Origin of the sequence: Camelimonas fluminis (assembly GCF_014656355.1) — a bacterium.
In the GTDB taxonomy this organism is placed as follows: Bacteria; Pseudomonadota; Alphaproteobacteria; order Rhizobiales; family Beijerinckiaceae; genus Camelimonas; species Camelimonas fluminis.
The window spans coordinates 386,312-411,357 of the sequence record NZ_BNCG01000001.1; the positions used below are offsets into that span (position 1 = coordinate 386,312).

Sequence of the window (25,046 nt, forward strand, 5' to 3'; positions counted from 1 at the left end):
GTTTCACAAGGGCGCGCGGCGGTGACGACGCGGCGCCGCCATCCATGCCCGCCGCCGCGGGTCGGGGCGCCGCGAGGCCACGGCTGAGCTTGCGTCAGATTCTGGATGGTTTATACCGCCGGCCGCTGTGTGCGCGGCGCTTCAATGGCGCCGACGCAGCATTGATCCGCTTTCCGGATATTGTCGCCGAACTTTGACAAGCTGGTGAGAGAATGACGTCCGGCCATTGCGCAAAACCGATTTGCACGCCTCAATGATGGCGGTTGTCTGACAACGCGATGGCAATCCGCGAACGCCGGCAAACGGATCGACCGATCACATTGCCGGCGCCGCCATAAATCGGGCGTTGCGTCCAGAGGCAGAATTTTGATGTCAGCAATGCAAGGCCGGGAAGAAACGGGCGGCGCGGCCGGTTCCCACGACGGCGCCGCGCCTGGCGGGCACGATCCGAAAACCGGCTTCTGGACGCTGGTGGTTGGCGCCGCCGGCGTCGTGTTCGGCGATATCGGCACCAGCCCGCTGTACGCGTTCCGTGAAGCCGCCAAGGTGGGCATGGAAGGCGGCCTCGACGCCCGCGCGTCGGTTATCGGCGTGCTGTCGCTGATTCTCTGGGCGCTGATGCTCGTGGTGACGGTGAAGTACGTCTTCATCCTGCTGCGCGCCGACAACAACGGCGAAGGCGGCATTCTCTCGCTGATGGCGCTGGCGCAGCGGGCGATGGGGCACGCCAACGGCCGCCTCATTATCTTTCTTGGCATGCTCGGCGCGGCGTTGTTTTATGGCGACGCCATCATTTCCCCGGCCATCTCGGTGCTGTCGGCGGTCGAGGGCCTGAAGCTGGTGACGCCGGCGCTTGACGATTATGTGCCGCAGATCACCACAGCCATCCTGCTGTTGCTGTTCCTCGTGCAGAGCCGGGGCACGGCGCAGGTCGCGCGGCTTTTCGGCCCGATCATGATGCTGTGGTTTTTCCTGATGGCCGTTGGCGGCCTCTACCACATCAAGGATGATCTTGGCGTGTTCTGGGCGCTGAATCCCAAATACGCGGTGGATTTCATCCTCCATAATGGAGCCATCGGCCTGGCGATTCTGGGCGCCGTGTTTCTCGCCGTCACAGGCGCTGAAGCCCTGTACGCCGATCTTGGCCATTTTGGCCGCAGCCCGATCCGCTTCACCTGGTTCATGGCCTTGCCGGCGCTGGCGCTGAACTATCTCGGGCAGGGCGCGCTGGTGCTGGCGCATCCCGAGAAGATCGAGAACCCGTTCTTCCTGCTGTTTCCGGAGTGGGCGCTGGCGCCCATGGTGGCGATGGCGACGCTGGCGACCATCATCGCTGGCCAAGCGGTGATCACCGGCGCCTACTCCCTCAGCCGCCAGGCCATCCAGCTCGGCCTGCTGCCCCGCCTTGAGATCCGCTACACCTCTGACGTGCACGCGGGGCAGATCTACATGCCGCGCATCAACTATTTGCTGCTGGCCGGCGTGCTGCTGTCGGTGGGCCTGTTCCGCAATTCCAGCAATCTGGCGGCGGCCTATGGCGTGGCGGTGACCGGCACCATGGTGGTGACCGCCATTCTCGCCTTCGTGGTGATCTGGAAGGACTGGAAGCGTCCGCTGTGGCTGGCCGCGGTCATCATGCTGCCGTTCCTGATCATCGACAGCACCTTCCTCCTCGCCAACCTGCTGAAGGCGCTGCACGGCGGCCTGTTCCCCATCATCGTCGCGGCGATCATCATGACCATGATGCTGGTGTGGCGGCGCGGCACCCGCATCGTGCTGGAAAAAACCCGCAAGGCCGAAATGCCGATGGAGGAGCTGGTCGACATCCTGGCCAAGAGCAACCCGCACCGGGTGCGCGGCACGGCGGTGTTCCTCACCAGCGACCCGGATTTCGCGCCAGCGGCCCTGTTGCACAACGTGAAGCACAACAAGGTGCTGCACGAAAAGAACGTCATGCTGACGGTGATCACCGACGACAGGCCCCGGGTGCCGGACAGCGAGCGGGTGTCGATCGAGCCGATCCGCGATGGCTTCAGCCGCGTCACCATGGCGTTCGGCTATGCGGAGACGCCGAACGTGCCGCGTGGCCTCGCCATCGCCCGCAGCCAGGGCTGGCGTTTCGACATCATGTCCACGTCGTTTTTTGTGTCGCGCCGTTCAATCCGCATCGGCGCCAATCCGCGCATGCGGCTGTGGCAGTCGAAAATGTACATGTTCCTGGCGCGGAACGCCTCGGACGCCACGGACTTCTTCCAGATTCCCACCGGCCGCGTCGTCGAGGTGGGCACCCAGGTAACGCTTTGAGCAACACTGTAGCGTGTCGCTGCAGGCCACGCCGCGGGATGGCCCGGGCGGCCTGTCCTTGACGGCCGGCGATGGCCGTCCGTTAAGGGGAAGTTAGTCATGTCCATGAAAATTCAATAAAATCTGCCAGAAAAGGCCCCATTGTTGACGTGCTTCGTCGTCTCCATAGGGGGCTATCGCGCCATGGGGGCGCGTTTTGGGAGCTTGCAGGGCAGGACAATGACTGAGAGAGCGCATGGACGCGGCCCCCGCCGCGCGGGAGTGAGCCACGAAGAGCGGCGGCGTGACGCCGGCCTGACATTCAGGGCTGTCGCCATTCCGGCATTGGCTGGGGCGCTGGCTTCGGCGCCGCGCAAATCTTCGGACTCCAGGACGGCGCGTCAGCCATGCGAGGCGACCTTGCAGCACGACGCCGACGACGCGGTGGCGCTGCGCTCCGGCAACTGAGCGCCTGATCCGCGAAGGCTCCCGGCAGGGAATGTGGTCAGGGCGATAGCGCGGTCAGGGCAGGGCTTTGGCCTCGCGGATGCTGGCCCTTGCCTGTCTGACCGGGACGCGGGGCTGTCTGGCCGGTTAAGGCCGCGGGGCAGCCGTGCGGGCGGGACAGCCATATTTGTCCGCCACAGACGACAACGGGGCCGCCGGGTTGCTCCTGTCGCCGACGCCGGAAAGCGCCGGCCGGCAGTGTCTTGCCTTTTCCGGGAAGGGGGGCGGCGGGCGCCGCGAATCAGTGCCGGCGCGCGGTGGAAAAACCGCCGCCACGCAGACGCGCGGGCAGGCTTTCAGCGAAAGTGGCGACAGCCTCTTCGCCATAGGCGTCGACGAGCTCACGGAAAGCCGTGAACAGCGCCGCATGGGCGACGCAATCGCCGTCCAGCCCATCAAGCTGCGCCTCGGCGAAAGCCTCGGAAAGGTAGCTCAACGCCGCCCGCTTTTCATCGCTGGCATCGCCAAGATCGTAGTCAAAATTCGAGTCGTTCATCACGCGCCTGAATACCGGGGCTGGATGTGGATGGACATGGGCAAGACCGGCCATCCCTGAACACGGTCGCCTGATATCTGATTGGGTTATCTGGCGCGCTGTCGCCCGCTTCGTTCGCGAAGCGGAAACCTGCTCGCCTGATGTGTCCTCTGACGTGGGCAGAATAGCGTCTGGAGATCGCAGCGCCAGGAGGTTCTTGCCAAACAGTTAACACGCCTGCGAAGCCCGGTAAATTTCTCCAGTGACCGCAAATGCAGGCAATTTGACGGCGTGGGTCGCCAAAAGCGCAAATTCTAGCGGGCGATGCGGGCGGACAGGGCGCGGGAGAGCGAAGCGCCCTCGGTCAGATAGCGCTGCACCGCCAGTTCGGCGGAGGGCGTGCAGCGTTTGTATGACAGGCTCCAGGCGCGATAGCTGTCGTTCCATGCGGCGGCGAGGCGTTGCCGGCGTTCGGGCGGCGTCGTTTCAGCCTCGATCAGCGCATTCATGCGATCGCGCCACAATTGCCCGTCACTGGCGCCGCACAGGCCGCGTAGCCAGGCCAGCGAGCCCATGATTTCAGCGAGCCGCAGCATGCTTTTTTCAGTGGTGGGCGCGGCGCCGGCCGGTCCGGGAGCCGCGACGGGCGGCGCCGGAACTGATGGCGCGGCTTTCCGGGCCGCCTGGGCCTGCGCGGTCTGGGCGCCCCCCAGGGCGAGGCCCAGCCCCGCCAGAACGGCCAACGCCATCGCGAGGCGCGCCCGGTGGAGGCGGGGGCAGGCAGGTGGCCGTAAAGTGAGTGGGCCGGCGTGGGATTCGATCAACCGGTTTCGCAATTTTTCCTGCCCGTCAGTTCTGACGACTGCCGGCCCGGATGCCCGGCTCCGGCCGTATCCACATGAGACGCCACGCGAAACGCCTGATCGAGAATGGTCAGCAGATGATCCGTGACCGGCAGGCCGCGCGCTTCGTCCGGCGTTACCCATGCCAAAGCGGGCGCTTCGGCGCTGACCGTCGCGGCGCCGCCTGTCCAGATCGCGGCGAAGCACATGATAACATAATGGCGCAGCACACGGTCAGCTGAATCGGCCGGCGTGCGGCCGCCCCGGGCGAAGGCGACGTGCTCAAGATAGCCGGCGAGGCCGATGATGCGGGCCGACACGCCGGTTTCTTCGGCCAGTTCGCGCAGGGCGGCGGCCTCCAGGGTTTCGCCAGCTTCCACGACGCCGCCCGGAAAGCTCCAGACCAGGGGCGGCGCGGCCCGCTGCGCCAGCAGGACGCGGCCGTCGTGGATGACGGCGCAACTGGCTGCAACAAACGGCCGGGTGGGGAAGCGCCTGTCAGGCGCCTCCGCTGCTTCGGGCGGCGCCCCCTGAATTTCACTGTCCGCGCGCGTTTCAGCCACGCCTGGTCTCCTTATGGGAACAGGCGCTGCCGCGACCACGACGTAGTTTCGTCGGGTCGGGTGAATGTCACCCGGTCATGCAGACGGAAGGGACGGTCGTGCCAGAACTCGATGGCGAGAGGCGTCAGCCGGTAACCGGTCCAGTGCGGCGGACGCGGCAGTTCGGAGCCCTCCGGATAGCGTTTTTCCACGTCGGCGACGCGGGCGACAAGGTCCTCGCGGGAGGCGAGGGGGCGCGACTGGTCGCTGGCCCAGGCGCCAATGCGGCTGCCCCAGGGGCGGCTGAGGTAATAGGCGTCGGCCTCGGCGTCGGAGACGCGGCTGATCAGGCCGCGGGCGCGCACCTGGCGGCGGAGGCTTTTCCAGTGGAAGACGATGGCCGCCTTGCCGGCGCCATCAAGCTCCTGACCCTTGGCGCTGCGGGTGTTGGTGAAGAAGCAGAAGCCGCGTTCGTCCAGGCCTTTGAGCAGGACGATGCGGGCGTTCGGCAGACCGTCGGCGTCCACCGTCGCCAGGGTCATGGCGTTGGGGTCGTTGGGCTCCGAGGCGGAGGCGTCGGCCATCCACACGCGGAACAGCGCAAACGGATCGGTTGTCTCCGTGAAGTCACCGGTAATTAACGGTTCCAAGGCCAATCTCCTTTAGCCATCCTGGCGGAGTGGAATTCTGATTTCTGAAGCCCCCGGTTCGCATCGGGCGTCGCATCAAGCGTCAAATTCCCGGTCCGCCGGAATTCCTGTCTTTCTGAAACCGGCCTTTGTCCCCTGGCAAAAGCCGGAGCCTGAAGCCCTGGAGAGATGGCCGGTCACGCTGGGCCGGCGCTTTCTCCACATTTGAACCCGCGTTCTCCCGGCGCAAGCAGCGCCCGTCTTGCCGGGAAACGTCCTGTTGGAGACCCCTGCGTTGGAGTGTTCCGCGACATCCAGGGCGCGTGCGCCCGGTCAGGCGCTTTATATGCGCCATCCGGCGTTTCGCGAAGGACGTGATCGTCGCGCATCGGGGAAGCGTGGATATTTTGGGGGCGCGCGAATGGTTTTTTTCCAGCCTCTGGCTGCCTTCTTCCGCCTGGGGCGCTCCGCCCGCGCTGGCGCGGCCATCGCCGTTTGCCTGGCGTTGCCTGGGTGTGGCTTCAGCATTCCCATCAAGCCGCTGGCCCGGGATGAAGTGGTGACCGGCTCGATCACGCCGGTTGACGTCGAAACCCGCCTGACTCCTGGTCTGACCGAAGAGGACTGGCGGCGCGCCAGCAACGCCATGTCGGTGGCGCTTGATCCGCTTGGCAATGGTGAGCGCGCCGGGTGGGACAATCCGGAAACCGGACACTCCGGCGCCTTCCGGTCGGCGGGCCTGCCCTTCGTTCGCGCCGGCGAGGTGTGCCGGTCGTGGGTCGCTGACGTGAAAACCAGAATCATCACCCGCCGCCAGGAGGGAACCTCCTGCCGGGCGCCAGGCGAGGACTGGCGCATCGCTTCCAACCAGCAGGTCGCTGACGCGCGTTAGCGGAGCTAATTTGGGATTTTCCTGCACTTTCACATCACGCGGCGCGGAAAAGCCAGATTGATGAATTTATCTATAATATCAATAAGTTGTTTGTGATTTTTTGATCTTGATATTCGCCCGCGGCCTTGTATCGAGGGATGAGAATGTCGAAATCCGAAAAGGCAGGGCTTCCCGACCAGGCGGCTCCGCCCGATTGTTCAAAGTTCGCGTGGGGCAAGGCGTGGTGGAGCTCCCTTCAGTCGCACGACGGTGCAACATGGCCGGCTCTGGCTCTTCGACAATTTCTGCAGAAATCGCGCTTCACCGGCATTCTGGTAGTTGCATAATGGCAACATGCGCCCATATGCGATGAGGCGCCCATTCGCGCGCCTTTGCGGTCTTCCAACGTACGCCTTCCCCAGGCCGGAAAATCCGGCGTATGTCTGACCCCGCCGTGTCTGCGGCCGGGTTCGACGTGGTAACTTTCAGCGCAGGATGGATTGCGGGGCGGATTGACTGTATGCGCGTCAATGGGGTTGCTTGGGACATTAACGCCCTGCCGGGCGCTGGAGCAGACAGGTAATGCGTGATCCTTATCAGGTTCTTGGCGTAGCGCGGGATGCCAGCGAGGCGGACGTCAAGAAGGCGTTCCGCAAGGCCGCCAAGACATGGCATCCGGACCACAACAAGGACCCGAAGGCCAAGGAACGCTTCGCGGAAATCAACGCGGCCTATGAAATCGTTGGCGACAAGGAAAAGCGCGGTCAGTTCGATCGCGGCGAGATCGACGCCGAAGGCAAGCCGAAGTTTCAGGGGTTCGAGGGCTTTCACCCGGGCGCTGGCGGGCGCAGCGGCTTTGGCGGCGGTCAGGGCTTCGAGGGTTTCTCCTTCGGCTTTGGCCAGGACGGCCGGGTCGATCCGTCGGATATTTTCGGCGACGCCTTTCGTGACGCCATGGGCGGGCGGGCGCGGGGGCGGCGGGCGCCGCCGCGCGGCGCCGACATCGAGGCCGAAATCATCATCAGCCTGCGCGACGCCGCCGAAGGCGGGCAGAAGCGCCTGCATCTGCCCAGCGGCAGCGACGTCAACATGAATATTCCAGCCGGCATTCGCGACGGCAAGGTGATGCGGCTGAAGGGGCAGGGCGACCCGAGCCCGTTCGGCGGCGAGCATGGCGACGCGCTGCTCACCGTGCGCATTGCCCCGGACGAGCGGTTCACGCTGGATGGCGACACCCTGCGGGCTCGCCTGCCGGTGGATCTGGAGGACGCGGTGCTTGGCGGCAAGGTGCGCGTGCCGACGCTCGATGGCGAAGTGGCGATGACCATTCCGCCGATGACCAGCAGCGGTCGCAACCTACGGTTGCGCGGCAAGGGTTTTCCGACAGGCAAGGGCGATGCGCGCGGCGATCTGATCGTCACCGTGGACGTGCGCCTGCCGGACGAAGCGGATCCGGAGCTGACGGCGCTGATGCAGAAGCGGCGCGACGCCAGCGTCTGAGCAGCGTTAGTTCCCGACGGAAACGCCTTCACGCCGGGCTGCGTGAAGGCGTTCCTTTTTGGGGCGTTTTCCTCATGCAAAGCGGCGTCCACCTTGCGGGAAAATGCTAGCGCGCGCTGTTCACCCAGACCGTGGTGCGATCGAGGGCGATGGCGAGGCGCTCGAACAGCAGGTCGATTTCCGATTCGGTGATGATCAGGGGCGGGCACAGGGCCATGGAATCGCCGAGACTGCGGGCGATCAGCCCTTCCTCCGCCGCATAGCGCGTGAACATGGCGCCGACGCCGGCCTGAGCCGGGAAGGCGGCTTTGGTTTTCCGGTCGGCCACCAGCTCCAGGGCCCCCATCAGTCCCATGCCTCTGGCTTCGCCGACGAGGGGGTGCTCGCTGAATTCACGCAAACGCTGCTGGAACAGGGGCGCGACCTTGCGCACATGGCCGACAATGTCGTCGCGCTCGTAAATCTCTATTGTTTTCAGCGCCACCGCGGCCGCCACCGGATGCCCCGAGTAAGTGAAGCCATGGTAGAAGGCGCCGTTCTTGCGGCTCTCGTCGACCATGGCCTGATACATGCGCTCGGGGATCAGCACGGCGCTGATCGGCATGTAGGCGGCGGAGAGCGCCTTGGCCAGCGACATGCTGTCTGGCCGCATGCCCAGCGCCTGCGAGCCAAACATCTCGCCAAGACGGCCGAAGCCGCAGATCACTTCGTCGGCGATCATGTAAACGTCGTAGCGGTCGAGCACCGCCTGGATTTTCTCGAAATAGCCGGCAGGCGGGACAATGACGCCGCCGGCGCCCATCACGGGCTCGGCGATGAAGGCCGCCACGGTGTCCGGGCCCTCGCGCAGGATCATTTCCTCCAGCTCATTGGCCAGGCGGGTGGCGAAATCTTCCTCGCTCTCGCCCTCATGGGCGTAGCGGTAATGGTGCGGGCAGGCGGTGTGCAGGATGCCGGCGATGGGCAGATCAAAATCGGCGTGGTTGCCAGGCAGGCCAGTGAGCGAAGCGCTGGCGATGGTGACGCCGTGATAGGCGCGCTGGCGGCTGATGATCTTTTTCTTGTTGGGGCGGCCCAGCGCGTTGTTCATGTACCAGACCAGCTTGATCTGGGTGTCGTTGGCCTCCGAGCCCGAATTGCAGAAGAACACGCGCGAGACCGGAATCGGCGCCATGTCCTTCAACTTTTCCGCCAGTGCGATGGCCGGGTCGTGACTGCGGCCGGCGAACAGGTGGTTGAACGGCAGACGCGCCATCTGCTCGCGCGCCGCTTCGACGAGTTCGGCGTTGCTGAAGCCGAGCGAGGCGCACCACAGGCCGGACATACCCTCCAGATAAGGCTTGCCGGCGCTGTCGTAGACATAAACGCCGTCGCCGCGCTCCATCACCACCGGCCCCTGGTCGGGTAACGTCGCCAGATTGGCGTAGGGGTGGGCGATGGTCGCCAGATCACGGGCGGCGTAATTGTCGGTCATGCGGCTCCTCCCTGCTCACGGCTGTGGCGGCCGGGGCTTTTGTCCCAGTCTGCCACAGTTCTCGGCGGAGGCCACCGAAGGCGCTGCAGTTACTTCGTCCAGGCAGCCGCCTTGCGCAAGCAGCCGCCTTGCCGGGCGGCAACAGGCTCACGTGTTTTGGGCCTGCCTGCGGCGAAAGGGGATGGGGGTGACAGGGGCGCGGAGAGTGGGGCGGCCTGGCGGCGCCCCGCTCGCGCAGGCGCGTTTCAGCGCGCCATGGGCGGCGCGCGAAAACCGCCGTTGAGCTTCTCGAGCATGCCGGCGACCGCGATGGTGGTGCGGTCTGCGCCTTCCGCGCCGACAATCTGCACGCCCGCCGGCAGCGCGCCGTCGGCCTGCGGCACAGGCGCGACCGTCGCCGGAAGATGCGCCACGGTGGCCAGGGCGGCCCAGTGCAGCAGGTTGAAATAGGGGGCCTGCACGCCCCCGCCCATGTCGATGCGGCGACCGTGGATGTCCTTGCCATGGTCATGGGCAATGGCGGTGACCGAGGCCGGCGGCATCAGCACCACGTCATAATTCTCGAAGAAGCGGTTCCAGGCCTGCTTCAGCTTCTCGCGACGGGCCACAAGTTCGCGCCATTCGGCGGCGCCGAGGCCGGCGGCCCGGCATTGCTGCGCCTGGTGGCTGTGATCGTCGGCGGCAAACGAAGCGGCGTTGTCGGCGAGGCGTTGACGCGCCTTCTCCGGCACGGCGGAGAGCGCGATGGCGTGGTTCATCAGGGCGTAGACCTCAAACGCCTCGAAGAAATCGAAGTCCGGCCGGGCGTTGTCATCAACGATTGCCCCTGCGCCAGCAAGGCTGCGCGCTGCTGTCCCGACGGCTTCCGCCACCGCGGCGGAGACCGGAGCTTCGGCCTCATTCAGCCACACGGCCACGCGCAGGCCCTCTGGCGTCGTGCGGCGCGGCGGCTCCAGCCGGGCCAGCGCGCCATCGGGCGAGTCAGAGCCGGCGGTCAGCGACAGAATCAGGTCAAGATCGGCGGCCGAGCGGGCGATCGGGCCGCCGACGCCGAGGTCCGGGTTATGGTTGACGGTTCCCGGCGCTGGCGGAATGTGGCCGCGCATCGGGACCAGGTCCCAGGTGGATTTGTGACCGAACACGCCGCAGCAATGGGCGGGCCAGCGGATCGAACCGCCAATATCCGAGCCCCATTCAAACGACGACATGCCGGTGGCGGTGGCCGCCGCGGCGCCGCCTGACGAACCGCCGGGGCTGCGGGCAACGTCCCACGGGTTGTTGGTGGTTCCATAGACGGCGTTGAACGCCTGCCAGTCGCTGGTGAAGGCCGGAACGTTGCTCTTGCCGAAAATCACCGCTCCGGCATTGCGGAGCCGGGCGATTGCGGCGGCGTCTTCTTCCGGAACGTAGTCCTTCAGCGCCGGCGCGCCCGCGGTGGCCGGCATGCCTTTGACAGCGAACGAATCCTTGATGGTGACCGGCAGGCCATCGAGCGGCAGCGCCTTGCCGGCGGCGCGGCGCGCGTCGCTGGCGCGGGCGGCGGCGCGGGCGCCTTCCACATCCATGGCGACCACGGCGTTGAGCCCGGGGTTGAGGGCCGCCACGCGATTCAGGGTCAGTTCCAGCAGGTCAACCGCCGTGGTCTCGCCGCGCGCCAGCGCCGCAAGCTGTTCACTGGCGGATTGTGTCAGCAGATCCATGGCGTGCTCCCCTTGCCGTATTCTGTTGGCCCAAGGTGTGGGCGGCGCGGGTATGGATACATTCACAAGAAATTTGCGCAACTGTTGGCGCCAGGGGCTGGATGCGGGCTGACCGGGGCGGAATTCCGCCTTGTTGCCTTTCGGCCGCATGTCCAGGAGGACGCCAACGACATGAGCAAAACATGTTCAACAACCGCCTTTCATTGTTCTTGCTGATTATCGCCGGGCTTGTCGCTGCGCCGCTGGCGCTGGGGTTCGCCGGCGGGCTACATCCGGCCTTTGACTCGTTCGCGCATTTCCGGGCGCATCTGGCCGTGCTGACGGCGCTGCTGGCCCTGCCGCCGCTGTTCACGGCCAGGCGGCGCGGCGGAGCGGCGCTCGTGTTGCTGGCCGCGGCGGCGTTCGCGACCACGTTCTGGGCGTTCAGTCACCCGGGCGGGCAGGATGCGCAGGCCGCGCCGGGCTCCCGTTACCGGCTTGTCCAGATCAATCTGCGTTTCGATAACCGGACGCCGGAGCGCGTTCTCGACATGATCACGCGCGAGAAGCCGGACGTTATTGCCTATCAGGAGGGCGGCGCGCACTGGGCGCCGTGGCTCGACAGGCTGGCGGCGGCGTATCCCCATCGCCTGCATTGCCCCAAGGGAGTGGGGCTTCTGTCCCGCCATCCATTCCGCTGGGAGAACGCCTGGGTTCAGCAAAGTGGCGCGGACAAAGCTACTCCCAAGACTGCCGGCTGCACCGGTGATGGCCTGATGGCGATCGCGCCGTTCAATCTCGGCGGCGTGGTCGTGCGCGTGGCGTCGCTGCATCTCGAATGGCCGTGGCCTTTCGCACAGCAACGGAACCTGCGCCAGATCGGGCCAGAACTGGAAAAACTGCGCGGCCCGCGCATCGTCGCCGGTGATTTTAACGCCACGCCATGGAGCCATACGGTGCGACAGGTGGAAACTGCCGCCGGCGCGCGCGCCATGAACGGCGCGGGAGCCACCTGGTTTATCGGGACGCTGCCGGCGGCGTGGCGGCCATATCTTGGTCTGCCCATCGACCAGATTCTTGTCAGCCGCGACATTGCCGCGCCGCGCCTCTCCACGCTGGAACATGTCGGCTCGGACCATTTGCCGGTGCGACTCGATTTCTCGACGCTCCCGGCCAGATCGCAAGCCGCTGCTTTCTAGTCAGGCAGCGTATTGCGCCATGCCCGCTGGATGCGATCAAGGACTGCGATGTCGGCGGCGGAGAGGCGGCCGAGCGTCTGGTCGACATATGCGCGCTGAATGGCGAGACCGCGCGCGACCACGTCGCGCCCCTGCCCGGTGAGGTAGAGCGCATGGCTTCGCCTGTCGCCAGGCAGGGCGCGACGTTCGGCGAAACCGCCGCGCACCAGACGATCGACCAGGCCAGACACGTTGCCCTTGGTGACATAAAGGCGGTCGGCCAGCTCCTGCTGGCTCAAGCCTTCGCGTTCCGACAGGGTGGAGAGCACGTCGAACTGGGGGACCGACAGGGCGATGTCGCGCAGTTCGGCGGTGATCGCCGCGTACAGCCGCCGGTTGAGGCGCACGAAGCGCAGCCAGACCTTCATGACATCCGCCGCTTCATCCGCGCTCGCCGCGCCGGGAAGCGGTTCGATTGACGCGTTCACTGTCGCCTCCAGGTCCTGCCAAATGCCGCCGCCGCGATCGGCGCCGCCAGCGCCTTCTTATCAGCACACATGTTTACACATAAACCATTGCAATCGGGCGCGCGTGGACGATGATCGGTTCTGTCGGGCGCGAACCAGAACCTGTGGCGGGCGCGCGGCCGGGACAACGCCAACGGGAGGATAAACGTGCTGGGTCTGATGCAGGATTGGCCGCTGTTGATACACCGGATCATTGATCACGCGGCGATACAACATGCGAACCGCGAAGTGATCACGCGCTCGATCGAGGGACCGTTCCACACGACGACCTATGCGGATATCCGCGCCCGCTCGCTCAAGGTCGCCAAACGCCTGGCGAAAGAAGGCGTGAATCCCGGCGACCGCATCGCGACGCTGGCCTGGAATACATGGCGCCATATGGAAGTCTGGTATGGCGTCACCGGCGTTGGCGCGGTTTATCACACGCTCAATCCCCGCCTGTTCGAGGACCAGCTCGCCTACATCGCCAATCACGCCGAAGACCGGCTGATGTTCCTGGATCTGACCTTCGTCGGTCTGATGGAGGCGCTGCAGGATCGTATTCCGACGGTGCGGCGTTTCATTGTGCTAACCGACGCCGCCCACATGCCGCAGACCAGCCTGCGGGGCGCGATCGCTTATGAAGACTGGATCAATGAGGTCGACGGCGACTTCGCCTGGGTCCGTCTTGACGAGAACACGGCCGCTGGCATGTGCTACACCTCCGGCACCACGGGCAATCCCAAGGGCGTGGTCTATTCTCACCGTTCCAACGTGCTGCACGGCATGATGTGCATGGCGCCTGACGTGCTCGGCCTGTCGTCGCGCGACACGGTGCTGCCGATCGTGCCCATGTTCCACGCCAACAGCTGGTCCCTGGCTTTCTCGGGCCCGATGTCGGGCGCGCGCATGGTCATGCCCGGCATGAAGCTGGACGGCGCTTCGGTTTATGAACTGCTGGAGCACGGCAAGGTGACCATTACCGCAGCCGTGCCAACGGTCTGGCTGATGCTGTTGCAGCATATGGAGGCCAATGACCTGCGGCCCACGACCCTCGAGCGCGTGGTGATTGGCGGTTCGGCCTGCCCGCGTTCGATGATCGAGACGTTCGAGAGCCGCTATGGCGTTTCGGTTCGCCACGCCTGGGGCATGACCGAGATGAGCCCGATCGGCAGCAGCGGCATGGTCAAGCCGGATTACGGCGAGCTCGACCGCGAGGCCCTGTTCGACCTGAAGGTGAAGCAGGGCGCCGCCCCGTTTGGCGTGGAGATGAAGATCACCAATGACGCCGGCGAGGATCTGCCCTGGGACGGCAAGACCTTTGGCCGGCTGAAGACCCGTGGCCCGGCGGTGGCGAGCGCTTACTTCCGCAACGAGGGCGGCGAAATTCTTGACGCCGATGGCTATTTCGACACCGGCGACGTCGCGACCATTGATCCGTACGGGTCCATGCAAATCACCGACCGCGCCAAGGACGTCATCAAATCTGGCGGCGAATGGATTTCCTCCATCGACATCGAGAACCTTGCCGTGGGTCACCCGGATGTCGCCGAGGCGGCGGTGATCGGCGTCGCCCATCCCAAATGGGACGAGCGGCCGCTGCTGGTGATTGTGCGCAAGGAGGGGCGGGCGCCGGACAGGGCGGAGATCCTCGCCTGGATGGAGGGCAAGATCGCCAAATGGTGGATGCCTGACGACGTGGTGTTCGTGGACGAAATTCCACATACCGCCACCGGCAAGATCCAGAAAATGGAGCTGCGAGGGCAGTTCGCGAACTACCGTTTGCCTACGGCCTGACGCCAGGAGTTCGGGGAGCCAACAATTCATGGCGACGCGCCGGTCCCGCCGCCGGTTGACAGGCGGCGGACGACGCAGCAACCCTGCGAGGCGCCGCGGAGGGCCAGCGTTCGCTGGAGCGCCCCGCCATGGTGGCCCAGTCCGGGGTTGCCTCTGGAGCGGTTCAGATCAATCTGGATCAGAAACCGCTCCGGTTTTCTCGTTTGAGCGAATTCTGATTGGCCGGACGCTTCCGTCTGGTTGATATGGCTCCGGACGCGAAGCCCGCGTCGTGCGGGGTGGAGCCGGTGCGGACGATTGTTTGAGACAATGGAGCGAATGGCTTGAAGCGGATGCGTCTGACGGAAGCGCGGACGCGCGCTGGTGGGTTCTCGCCAAAGCTGGCCTGGTTTGGCCTGTTCGTGACAATTGGCGGCGTTCTGGCGGCGCGCTTCGGCGATGTGGGATCCTGGCCGGTGATCGCGGTGATCTGCACGGGCTGGATGCTGTCAGCCATCGCCCTGTTGCTGGCGATCACGGGCCTTGTCGTGGTGTGGCGGCAGGGATTGCGTGGCGCCACGGCCGCCATGCATGGCTTTGTCATCAGTTGTCTGGCCCTGGCCTGGCCGGCGATTCTCGCCGCGCAGATCTGGCGTTCGCCAGACCAGACAGACCTTTCGACTGATACGTTTTCGCCCCCGGCCTTCGCCACGACAGCAAGGGCGGCGGCGGGGCGGAGCGGCTTTGTTCCGCCGCCGGCTCCGCCGGTTCAACGGGCGGCGGCTGATCAGGCGCGCCTCATGGCCCTGCCGCTATTTCTGGACCAGCAGCCGGCTGATGCGCTGAAGGCGGCGGAAACGGCGGCGCTCTCTCTCGGCTGGACCCTGACGGACACGGTGGATGCGCCGGATGGCGGAGGTCAGTTCGAGGCTGTCGCCAGGAGCGATCTGCTGCGCTTTCCACAATATGTCGCCGTTCGCGTGCGTCCGACAGCGGATGGGGCGCAACTGGACGTGCGCGTGGTGTCCGTGTTCGGCCGCTACAGTCCAGGTTCAGGCGTGCAGCGGATACTGGATCTGCACGAGGCGGTTCAGGCGGTCGACGAGGGGTAAGCATTTCCAGTGACGTGCGGTTGCCCGATGCGCCCTGTCTCACCGGATGAAAAGCGGAGTCCAATTTGCCTGGAAGGCTCCAGGCCACGACAATGCGCCGCGACGCCGGGGCATCCGCGACCTGCGGGGGCGGACGTCGCGCGACGCCCGGACCCATGCCCGCACTTCCGCCGCCTGGGGCATCATGACGCCAGACGATAGTGCCCCTTGAGCTTCGGCGCACCGTCGGTGACGACCTTGCCGCGATTGGTCAGGTCTTCCAGGTGAGCGAAAACCGACAGGCCCGCGGCGCCGATCAGCTCTGGCGGCAGCCCGTCGTAGAGGCGCGGGACAATCTGGTCGATGGTTTCGTCACCTTCGGCCAGTCGCGCCAGGATGGCGTTTTCCCGCTGCCGACGGTGGACGAGCAGGCCCCGCACCAGCCGCTGCGGATCGGCGATCGGCGCGCCGTGTCCCGGCCAGTAAACGTTTTCCGACCGTCCGCGCAGTTTTTCCAGCGAAGCCATGTAGTCGGACATGGAGCCGTCTGGCGGGGCCACGATGGTGGTTGACCAGCCCATGACGTGGTCGCCAGAAAACAGGCCGTTTTCCTCTGGCAAGGCGAAGGCCAGATGGTTGAGACAATGACCGGGCGTCCCGATGGCGGTCAGGGTCCAGCCAGGCCCGGAAATGGAGTCGCCGTCAGCGAGGATGAGGTCCGGCGCGTATTCCAGATCAGCACTGGCGTCGAGGCTGGCGCCTTCGCCTTCGCCCAGGGGGCGGGAGGGCCGGTGCGGGCCGCAGCCAACCAGGCGCGCGCCAGTGGCGGCAACCAGTGGTCCAGCTCCCGGGGAATGATCCCTGTGCGTGTGGGTGATCACCACATCGGTGATGGTCTCGCCCTGCGTTGCCGCGAGGATGGCCTGCAAATGCGCATCATTCACGGGGCCGGGATCAATGACGGCGATGCGTCCGCGCCCCACGATATACGTGTTGGTGCCCCGAAAGGTGTAGGGACCTGGATTGTCGACAAGAATCCGGCGAACGAGGGGGCTGAGCTCCATGGCGACGCCGGCAGGAACATCGAACTCCTTGATAAAGGGCGCTTCCCCTTGCGTCTGCTGGGCCATCTCGTTGTCTCCCGGAGCGCTTTCCCGGATGCTGGTGGCGAAGGCGCTCTGTCCTGTTGGTTTTGTCACGGTCCGCCGTGCAAAAGTCCATGACTTTTGCCGGAGCCGCGCCGCTGTCTATCAACTAGCGCAGCCTTGCGATGATCGCCAGAGCCAGAAAGGACAGGGGGGCAGGAGAGGGGCGGGATGGTGCGGTCTTGCGTTCTGGGCGCAGGAGCGGCGCACCGTGTCCAAGGAGAGGCCGGGCATTGGCGATCCGTGGCGTTATGTCGTGCAGTGTTGAGAACGCATTCCAGGCAGACGCCGCTGCATGCTTCCCGCGAACACGCACCGCGGCGCCTTTGCGGAGCCAGCCCGATGTGTGAGTAGGGGGGTATTTTGGATTTAAATCCATATTGGAGCGGGATATATTATATATAATATCCATTTCATGTGATTTGCAATGTATAGATCATAAGATTTACCGAGGAACGGGAAATTGTTGGCGGTCTTTTTTGTGCTTGTATTCGCAGCGCCCGCACCGTTTCAGTCGATCCGAGCGCCAGGAGCAGGCCGCCAGTCGCGGGAGTGTTGAATGCAGCCGCGATGGGCAAAGCTCAACCCAGCGTGACGCATGACCCCGCTGGACATACTTTGCGCGACCTCGATCTAACCAGGGCCCAATGAGCGCCCCAATTGAGGGAAGCATTGGATTTTGGCGTCATGGCACTCTGTGTAAGGTATAGTTTTCTGAAAGCCATGGAATATATGGTGAGCGCAAATTGTAATTAGTAATTTTGCAAAAATTTGTAATTTCATGCTAAAATTATGTATAATTTAAGATTGGCATAATCATTTATGTATTTAGAGTTGATATATATGAAAATTAATTCCAAAAATTCGCGTACTGGAATTTGCTGGAAATTCGGTCGTCGCATGCCCTGTTTGCGATTTTGTCTGGTTGGGTGATCCCGAGGTCTCCAAGTCTCCAAGTCTCCAAGTCTCCAAATCTCCCGGCTGCTGGCGCCCGTGATGCGCCTTCTGCCCGAACAGCCGGCATTGATCCGGTTGTTCGGGCCAGCCCAGTTTGACGTAAGAGAATATCAGGGCGCCAGGATAGGTCGTCTGGCTTGCATGTAAGCAATATCAGCCAGGCCTGACGATGACCGGCAAGCTATGCTCGCGCGCGAGAGCTCTTCCCCTGGCTCGCGTTCCCGTTTTGAGATTGTGAATGACCGCCGTGTGGCGCTGTTTTTCCCGTGCATATTCAGATCGCGATTTTGCGTAGTTTGGCGCGACCATCGGGTAATCAGGCGGTAAATTCCACTTCCTTCTGTATTCGGCCGGAGTCATGCCGTACACTGTCGTGAGATGGCGTTTCATGATCTTGAATTTTTTGCCGTCCTCAAGGCAAATAATATAGTCTGGCGTGATCGAATTTCGGATGGAAATGGCTGGTTTTTGCTGTTCTTGGGCCTCAACTTTGGCGCCAGATATCTTGTTGAGCGACGCATGAACTGAGCTAATGATTTCTGTAACTTGTGATCGGTCAATAGCATTGTTTTGAATATAGGCGGCCACGATACGTGCTGTAAGATTGATGAGGCTTGTTTCAGCTTCTGCTTGTGACATGAGTTTGCTCCAAAAAACACAGACGCCACGAACGCCCGAAATTGCACCGGTATACGGATCGGGGGGGCTTGAATGATTTAATTGTTGCAACTTTTTGAAAGCTAGTGGGTTTTCTGGGGGGCTGCAACAAGGATTTTGTCTAATTTTGAATTTTATTTGTTTTTTATGTGAAGCGATGAATATTTGATAATCTGATTTACGCGCGTAAATTTTATTACGTAAATTATATTACGTGCGTAATGTTCTTGGTGCGTCCGGTTATTCAGGTCGACGCCTGGCAACTGTGTGTCTCGTCCGGCGGCGCGCCTGCCCCCTGGGAGCAGGGCGAGACGGGGCCAACGTTTGCAAGAGCCCTTTGGCAAGATCCTGCAGGCTGCGCCCGATCTGCTGCGCTTGATCGCGGGCCTCTTGTAAAAGCCCGGGTGAGGCATGGCGACAGGAAAACGCGTCACGCTGATTGAGCGATGCAGATCGTGGATGCGTCAGCGTCTTCATGATCTGGTTTCAATCTGTGGGGTGGACGTCTTATGTTTGCGGGGCGCCGCCGGCAGGCGCCGCGCAGGTGGTGGAAGCGCAAGAAAACACAAGACAGCGTTTCCGTCGAATGGGGAGGAATGATCATGAACCAGTGGTTGCGCATGGGAGCGCTGTCCGGGGCGGCAGGGCTTGCCGTATTGTTTGGGTCCGCGTTCGCCAGCGCCGAAAAGTTCACCGGGCCGGGTGTGACTGACAAGGAAATTCGCATTGGCAACACCATGCCTTACAGCGGGCCGGCGTCAGCGCTCGGCAATACGGGCAAGGTCATTTCCGCGTACTTCAAGATGATCAATGACGCGGGCGGCGTGAATGGCCGCAAGATTGACCTGCGTTCCATGGACGATGGTTTCTCGCCGCCAAAGACAGTGGAGCAGACGCGAAAGCTGGTCGAAGATGACCAGGTTGCTTTCATGTTCGCGACCATGGGCACGGCGCCCAGCTCGGCTATCCAGCGGTATCTCAGCGGCAAGGGCGTGCCGCTGATCTTTCTGATCAGCTCCGCGGGGAAATGGAACGATCCAAAGAACTTCCCGCTGACCATGGCTTTCCCCTGGCAGCCGCCATACAGCACCGAGGGCCGGATCTACCTCGACTACATGCGCAAGAACGACCCGAAGGCGCGCGTAGCGGTGCTTTACCAGAATGATGACAGCGGCAAGGAATACATTCGCGGGCTGCGCGAGGCGCTCGGGGCCGACGCGGACAAGGTAATCGCCGCGGCCATGCCGTTTGAGGTGACCGAGCCGACAGTCGACTCCCAGGTGCTGGCGCTGGCCGCCACGAAGGCGGAAGCCTTCATGATTCTTGGCGTCACGCCGCGCGCCTGCTCCCAGGCCATCCGCAAGGCTTGGGAAATTGGCTGGCGGCCCATGCGGTTTCTCGCCAGCAGCTGTATCAATCCTGACCAGATCCTGAAGCCGGCTGGCCTCGACAAGGCGGAAGGCATCATCACCATGCTGTCATTCAGGACCGTGAGCGCGGACACGCAGAATGACAGCAAGGTTTCCGGTTACCTCGACTTCATGAAGAAGTACGCGCCCGGCATCGATCCCACGGACTTCTACGCCGTCTACGGCTACACTGTCGCCGGCGCCATGACCGAGGTGCTCAAGGCGGCCGGCGATAACCCGTCGCGTGAGAATGTCATGAAGCAGGCGGCGACAATGAAGGGCGTGGCGCTGCCGATGTTGCTGGACGGCATTACGCTCAACACGACGCCGGATGACTATCGCCCCCTGCGCTCCGGCTATCTGGCCCGCTTCACCGGCGGCCAGTGGAAACCGTTTGGGTCGCTGCTCTCGGGGCAGTAACCGGACGTACGCCCGGAACCCGTTGCCCCCCGTCGCTGGCGGGCAACGAAAGGGACCCGGGCGTTTTCCTTCCACCGTTGCCGGCGCCGCCATGGACCGGGGCGAGGGGATCCAGCCGGATCTCGCGGGGCCGCGGGAAGGGGAGGGCGTCTGAAAAAAATCCGCGCCTCCGCAATCCGGGCGCCGGCGCCGGGGACGAAGCTCGCGCATTTGTGAGCCAATGCGATCCTGTTCATCCTGTGTGAACCATAAGTCTAACGTGTGGCGCCGGACGGCGGACATTTTGGTTGCTAACGCGGGAAAGAAACCTCTCGCTCATACCTCGGCTTTCATGGTCGGAATGCGCAATGGGTGCGACTGTTGCGCATGGGACGCTGCAGAATGGCGACAAAAATGGCAGGAAGGACAGGCAAGTCGACCTGCCGCTGCTGTTCAGGATCCGTTGCCGGATCCGCCATGCCGCGCAGATGCGAACTGAATCTTCTGTGACGCGGTTCACAGGCCGGAGATATGTATGACGAGGCGGCCGCGGGGGCGGTGGCGCAACCCCCTGTGTAAGGAACTGTTTTTTGGCGCGGCCCTGGCTTCGGCCGCCGCGCCTGTCGCGACCCTCGGGCTGACCGCTGCGGCGTCGGATGCGCGCGCCTTCGATTTCTTCGGGCTGTTCGGTGACAAAAAGCCGGAGCCGGTCGCTGACGCCGTGACCTATGAGGTCAAATTCAAGGCGGATGACCACAGGTCGCTGGCCAACGCCATGCAAAGCGCTTCGACGCTTTACCGCTTGCGGAAGGATGCGCCGCCGGACGGCATGGCGCTGGCGCAGCGCGCCGCCATCGATCTGGCGCCGATTGTCGACGCCATGTGGGCCGAGGGCTTTTACGACGCCGCTGTCAGCATCGACATCGCAGGCGTGAAGCTGCAATTGCCGGTGAGCGAGGCGACGTTGCAGGCGGCCTGCCGCGCCGCCGGCGCCATGCGCGGCCGTCAGGTTGTTCCCGTTACGGTCAGCGTCAATCCGGGCGAGCAATTCACCCTGTCGTCAGTGGACGTGAAAGACGCCCGAGGGCAGAGTCTGACGCGCGCCGGGCTGCCCGCAAACGTGCTGAAAATTGGCGATGGCGGCCCTGCGCGGGCCGGCGATCTGCGCGCCGCCAGCGCCCGCGCCGTCGACTGGTATCGCGGCCAGTCGTATCCGCTGGCAAAGGGCGTCGACATCGCAGCGACCGTCAATCACGACACCCGCACCATGGCGGCGACGATTGTCGTCTCGCCAGGGCAGAAAGCCCCGATCGGCGAGGTCGAGGTGCGCAACGCCGGCGGCGCCAGACCTGGGGATGGCCCCACGGTTGATCCGCGCGTCATCCGCTCCTTCATTTATCTGGAGCCGGGCGAGCCCTATTCGCCGAAGAAACTGGCGGACACGCGCCGTTCGCTCACCCAGCTTCCCATACTCGGCGGCGTGCGGGTCACCACGCCGGACCGGCTCGACGCTGAGGGGCGCATCCCGGTTTTCGTCGACGTAACGGAGCGGCTGCCCCGCGTCATTGGTTTTTCCGCCGGCTACTCCACGGTGGACGGTCCGAACCTGCGCGCCTATTGGGAGCACCGCAACCTGTTCGGCGGCGCCGAGCAACTGCGACTTGAAGGCAGCATCTTCGTCGCGCCGCGCAATGACGGCACCCGTCGCAAGGGCGTCGCGGATCTCAATGAAGGCGATTTCGGCGGCCGTTTTCGCGCGACTTTCATCAAGCCGGCGCTGGGCGGCACGCGCAACGACCTGATCGTCGAGGCCATGGCCGAGCGCGACCGCACTGGCGGCGACCGCTATGGCGGCTATACCGTGCGCGACGTGCAGGCGACGGCGTCGATCCGGCATCGCATCAGCGACGTGTTTTCCGTTCAGGGCGGCCTGAAGGTCGAGCGCGGCCAGACCAGCGACGTGCTGTCGTCAATCGACTACACCCTGGTCGGAACGCCGGTGTCGGTGACCTATGACTCCACGGACAACCCGCTTGACGCCACCCGGGGCTTCAAGGTCGTGGCTTCGGCGACGCCATACCCGTCGTTCCTCGGCTCGACGGTGAATTTCACCGAAGGAAAGCTGTCGGCCTCCACCTACTATGCGGTCGATGAAGATGCGCGCATCGTGCTCGCCGGGCGGGTGACCATCGGCATGCTCGGCGGTCCCAGGCTCAGCGAAATTCCTGCGAACCACCGTTTTTATGCTGGCGGCGCCTCATCGGTGCGCGGCTACCGGTTGAACTCGCTTGGTCCCCAGGACGGCAGGTTTGGCTTTGTTGTCGGCGGGCGCAGCCTGCTGACGATGAATCTGGAGGCGCGCATCAAGGTGACCGACACCATCGGCGTCGTGCCATTTTTCGACGCGGGCAATGCCTTTGACAGCACCACGCCGCACCTGAAGGACAGGCTTTACAAATCGGCGGGCATCGGCCTGCGATATTACACGCCAATCGGCCCGATCCGCGCCGATTTCGCCTTCCCGCTCGACCGGCGCAAGGGTGACAGGCCGGTCAGCATGTACATCAGCATAGGGCAGTCGTTCTGATGATCCGGTTCATCAAAATCCGGTCGTTTCGCCAGGCCCTTTTTCTGGTTCCGGTGGTGCTGCTGGCGCTGGGCGCGCTGGCGTGGGTGCTGGCGCCGGAAGATGTCCGTTCGGACGATTCCGAGCGCACCGTGCTGGGCGACCTGATTTCCCGCGTGCTGTCGACCGATAACGCCACCGTCTCGGTGGGAGCGGTGGAGGGCGCGCTCTCGTCTGACGCGACGATCCGTAACGTGGTGATTTCCGATCGCCAGGGGCCGTGGCTGCGTCTGAACGAGGCCCGGCTGATCTGGCGGCGGCTGGCGTTGCTGTCGGGCCGGCTGGAGATTGACCGCCTGGAGATTGGCAAGCTGGAGCTGATCCGCCGGCCTGTTCCCCCCGAGCGCGAGGTTGCGCCGGCCAGCGATGAGCCGCTGTTGCCGCAACTGCCGGTGGAAGTGATTGTCAGGGCGTTCCAGCTCAAGGATCTGTCCCTGGGCGAAGCCTTCGCGGGCGTCGCGGCGCAGATCGGCGCCGATGGCGAGGCGCGGCTTGGCGATCCGGCCCAGGGCCTGAACTTCCGGCTGGAAGCGAAGCGTCTCGACGCGCCGGGGCAATTCAACGCGCGGGTGACGTTCACGCCCGCCGACAAGAACCTGAAAGTGCAGTTGCACGCCAACGAGCCGGCGGGCGGCCTGGTGGCGCGGCTGGCCTCCATCCCCGGCCTGCCGCCGATGAAACTTGATGTGGATGGCGCGGGTCCGCTGGACGGCTTCACGGCCAATCTGAACTTTGACGGCGGTCCGGACCTGTCCGCGCGCGGTTCGGCAAAGCTGACGCAGCAGGATCCTGATCAGCAAAAGGTTTCAGGTGGTGGTCGCGTGCTGGCGCTGGACATGGACGCGCGTGTTTCGGGGGTGCTTCCGGCGCCGGTGGCGCCGGTGTTCGCCGGCGACACCAGGCTCGGTGGGCGCATCTTCCTCAATAGCGACGGCGCCTTCTGGCTTGACGACCTGGCGGTGCAGGCCGAGGCGGCCCGCCTGTCGATCACTGGCGGCATGACCTCCGGCAAGCAGCTCGACGTCAAGGTGTTGGCTGGCGCCGTCCCCAATGACGGCGGCGTGCTGCGCACCGGCAACGCCGAGATCGGCAAGCTGGATTTCACCGCGCGCATTACCGGCCAGCCCTCCATGCCGACGGTGAAGGCAAGCCTTGAACTGGCCAAAGCCAAATTGCCGACAGGCAGCATCGCCTCCGCCAGGGCAACGCTGGACGCCGAGCCCACCGGCGTGATTGGCGAACGCGGCACGCGCCTCAACGTACAGGCCGACGCCACTGCGGCCGGCGTCGCCCTGGCCGACAAGGGGCTCGACGCGGCGATCGGCGACAAGGTCACCCTGACGTTGCGGGCGGCGCTTGGGCGTTACGGCACGGCTCACGTGGACGTGTTCAACGTGGCCACCGCCTCCGGCGCGGTCGATTTCAAGGGCGTCGCCGGCAGTCGCCGGCTGGATGGCCTGCTGTCGGCGAAAGTTCCAGATCTGGCCCGCCTGCGCCTGCTCACCGGCATGCGGCTCAGCGGCGCGCTTGATCTGGGCGCCAAACTCACCGGCGAGCCGCGCTTCAACCGCATTCGCGCCGAACTGAATGGCGGCGCGCGCGATCTGGGCACGGGCATCGAGGCCGTTGACGGGCTGAGCGGCGGCCGCGTGACGCTCACAGGCGCGGTGGAGATGGCGCCGCGCGGCGGCTTCGGTTTCGACAACCTGACGCTTGCGGGGGCGCACGCGACCATGCGCGTCAATGGTCAGGCGCGGGAAGACCAGTCCGCCATCGAGGCAATGGCGAGCATCGCCGACCTGCGCTACGCCGACCGTCGCATGACCGGCAAGGGCGAGCTTCAGGCCAGCCTGACCGGACCGCTGACCCGGCCTGACGCCGCCGCGACGCTCAGCATCCGCGACGGCTCCATGCTGGGGCGTCCGGCGCCGCTGCTGCAACTGGTGGTGAAGGCCACGGATCTCACCGGCAATCTGGTCGCCAACGCCAGCCTCAGCGGCGAGCTTGATCGCAAGCCGCTGAAGGGCGCCGTCGAGGCGGCGCGTCTTGCCGCCGGCGGCTGGGACATCCGGGGGCTGGATTTCGCCATGGGATCCGTCACCGCCCAGGGCGCGGTCGCGATCGACGCCGCCAATCTGGCGAAGGGGCGGCTCACCGTGCGCGCCGCCAACCTGGATGATGTTTCAGCCCTCGCCCTGCGCCAGCTCGCCGGACAGTTCAACGCCGACCTGACCCTGGAGAGCGTCGATGGCGGCCAGAATGTCGCCGTGCGGGCGGATGGCGCGCGCATGCGCATTGGCGACATCAGGGCGGATCGCCTGAACGCCGATCTGCGGGCCAATGACGTTCTGCGCCGGCCCTCTGCGGATGGCTTCGTCAATATCGACAATGCCGTCGTCGGCGGCCAGCCCATGTCCCGCGCCCGGCTGGAGGCGCGCGGCGCCGGCGCCGCCACCGACATCACCCTGGCGGCGGTGGCCGCAGGCTTCGATCTGGACGC

General features: G+C 64.6%; 18 protein-coding genes. 9 read left to right on the forward strand and 9 right to left on the reverse strand.

What is annotated here, in order from left to right; translation table 11 throughout:
* Positions 1 to 369 precede the first annotated feature (369 nt).
* Positions 370 to 2,304: a potassium transporter Kup gene (locus tag IE243_RS01645; RefSeq protein WP_191317584.1), complete on the forward strand. Its 1,935-nt coding sequence runs from the start codon at positions 370 to 372 to the stop codon at positions 2,302 to 2,304.
* 219 nt (positions 2,305 to 2,523) lie between these two features.
* A complete protein-coding gene (locus IE243_RS01650; RefSeq protein ID WP_191317585.1) occupies positions 2,524 to 2,751 on the forward strand; it encodes a hypothetical protein in 228 nt (75 codons plus the stop codon).
* 280 nt (positions 2,752 to 3,031) lie between these two features.
* Here the strand turns inward: IE243_RS01650 and IE243_RS01655 are convergent, their stop codons facing one another.
* The 4 genes from IE243_RS01655 to pdxH form a co-directional block, all read right to left on the reverse strand.
* Positions 3,032 to 3,286 carry a hypothetical protein gene (locus IE243_RS01655; protein WP_191317586.1) on the reverse strand — a complete coding sequence of 85 codons (255 nt, stop codon included), beginning with the start codon at positions 3,284 to 3,286 and terminating at the stop codon, positions 3,032 to 3,034.
* A 293-nt stretch (positions 3,287 to 3,579) separates the two neighbouring features.
* On the reverse strand, positions 3,580 to 4,014 hold the full coding sequence (locus IE243_RS01660) for a TIGR02301 family protein (protein ID WP_191317587.1): 435 nt from the start codon (positions 4,012 to 4,014) through the stop codon (positions 3,580 to 3,582).
* Between the two features lie 71 nt (positions 4,015 to 4,085).
* Entirely contained in the window at positions 4,086 to 4,670 is a 585-nt protein-coding gene (locus IE243_RS01665) for an NUDIX hydrolase (protein WP_191317588.1), read from the reverse strand.
* 11 nt (positions 4,671 to 4,681) lie between these two features.
* Entirely contained in the window at positions 4,682 to 5,299 is a 618-nt protein-coding gene (gene pdxH, locus IE243_RS01670; RefSeq protein WP_373301532.1) for a pyridoxamine 5'-phosphate oxidase, read from the reverse strand.
* Between the two features lie 400 nt (positions 5,300 to 5,699).
* On the opposite strand from pdxH, the gene IE243_RS01675 reads away from it, so the two are divergent.
* Together IE243_RS01675 and IE243_RS01680 are read left to right on the forward strand one after the other, a co-directional pair.
* On the forward strand, positions 5,700 to 6,170 hold the full coding sequence (locus tag IE243_RS01675; RefSeq protein WP_191317590.1) for an RT0821/Lpp0805 family surface protein: 471 nt from the start codon (positions 5,700 to 5,702) through the stop codon (positions 6,168 to 6,170).
* Between the two features lie 561 nt (positions 6,171 to 6,731).
* Positions 6,732 to 7,649: a DnaJ C-terminal domain-containing protein gene (locus tag IE243_RS01680; protein ID WP_191317591.1), complete on the forward strand. Its 918-nt coding sequence runs from the start codon at positions 6,732 to 6,734 to the stop codon at positions 7,647 to 7,649.
* 106 nt (positions 7,650 to 7,755) lie between these two features.
* Here the strand turns inward: IE243_RS01680 and IE243_RS01685 are convergent, their stop codons facing one another.
* The gene (locus IE243_RS01685; RefSeq protein ID WP_191317592.1) at positions 7,756 to 9,123 is read right to left on the reverse strand and encodes an aspartate aminotransferase family protein; all 1,368 of its coding nucleotides are present in this window, start codon (positions 9,121 to 9,123) and stop codon (positions 7,756 to 7,758) included.
* A 245-nt stretch (positions 9,124 to 9,368) separates the two neighbouring features.
* Complete coding sequence (locus IE243_RS01690) at positions 9,369 to 10,823, reverse strand: amidase (RefSeq protein WP_191317593.1); 1,455 nt, start codon at positions 10,821 to 10,823, stop codon at positions 9,369 to 9,371.
* 182 nt (positions 10,824 to 11,005) lie between these two features.
* Here IE243_RS01690 and IE243_RS01695 point away from each other — a divergent pair, with 182 nt between their 5' ends.
* Positions 11,006 to 12,001, forward strand: coding sequence for an endonuclease/exonuclease/phosphatase family protein (locus IE243_RS01695; RefSeq protein ID WP_191317594.1), 996 nt, complete (start codon positions 11,006 to 11,008; stop codon positions 11,999 to 12,001).
* Here the strand turns inward: IE243_RS01695 and IE243_RS01700 are convergent.
* Positions 11,998 to 12,408, reverse strand: a complete 411-nt coding sequence (locus IE243_RS01700; RefSeq protein ID WP_191317909.1) for a MarR family winged helix-turn-helix transcriptional regulator — start codon at positions 12,406 to 12,408, stop codon at positions 11,998 to 12,000. The genes IE243_RS01695 and IE243_RS01700 overlap by 4 nt on opposite strands.
* A gap of 246 nt (positions 12,409 to 12,654) precedes the next feature.
* Here IE243_RS01700 and IE243_RS01705 point away from each other — a divergent pair, with 246 nt between their 5' ends.
* Both IE243_RS01705 and IE243_RS01710 read left to right on the forward strand, forming a co-directional pair.
* Positions 12,655 to 14,283 carry a long-chain-fatty-acid--CoA ligase gene (locus IE243_RS01705; RefSeq protein WP_191317595.1) on the forward strand — a complete coding sequence of 543 codons (1,629 nt, stop codon included), beginning with the start codon at positions 12,655 to 12,657 and terminating at the stop codon, positions 14,281 to 14,283.
* A gap of 332 nt (positions 14,284 to 14,615) precedes the next feature.
* The gene (locus IE243_RS01710) at positions 14,616 to 15,374 is read left to right on the forward strand and encodes a DUF1499 domain-containing protein (protein WP_244642721.1); all 759 of its coding nucleotides are present in this window, start codon (positions 14,616 to 14,618) and stop codon (positions 15,372 to 15,374) included.
* A 182-nt stretch (positions 15,375 to 15,556) separates the two neighbouring features.
* On the opposite strand, the gene IE243_RS01715 is transcribed toward IE243_RS01710, so the two are convergent.
* Together IE243_RS01715 and IE243_RS01720 are read right to left on the reverse strand one after the other, a co-directional pair.
* Positions 15,557 to 16,483 (reverse strand): MBL fold metallo-hydrolase, encoded by a 927-nt coding sequence (locus IE243_RS01715; RefSeq protein WP_191317597.1) that lies wholly within the window; start codon positions 16,481 to 16,483, stop codon positions 15,557 to 15,559.
* A gap of 1,125 nt (positions 16,484 to 17,608) precedes the next feature.
* On the reverse strand, positions 17,609 to 18,094 hold the full coding sequence (locus tag IE243_RS01720) for a Ros/MucR family transcriptional regulator (RefSeq protein ID WP_191317598.1): 486 nt from the start codon (positions 18,092 to 18,094) through the stop codon (positions 17,609 to 17,611).
* A 620-nt stretch (positions 18,095 to 18,714) separates the two neighbouring features.
* On the opposite strand from IE243_RS01720, the gene IE243_RS01725 reads away from it, so the two are divergent.
* Positions 18,715 to 19,941, forward strand: a complete 1,227-nt coding sequence (locus tag IE243_RS01725) for an ABC transporter substrate-binding protein (RefSeq protein WP_373301534.1) — start codon at positions 18,715 to 18,717, stop codon at positions 19,939 to 19,941.
* Positions 19,942 to 20,455: 514 nt separating this feature from the next.
* Complete coding sequence (locus IE243_RS01730; protein ID WP_191317599.1) at positions 20,456 to 22,507, forward strand: autotransporter assembly complex protein TamA; 2,052 nt, start codon at positions 20,456 to 20,458, stop codon at positions 22,505 to 22,507.
* Positions 22,508 to 25,046 lie beyond the last annotated feature (2,539 nt).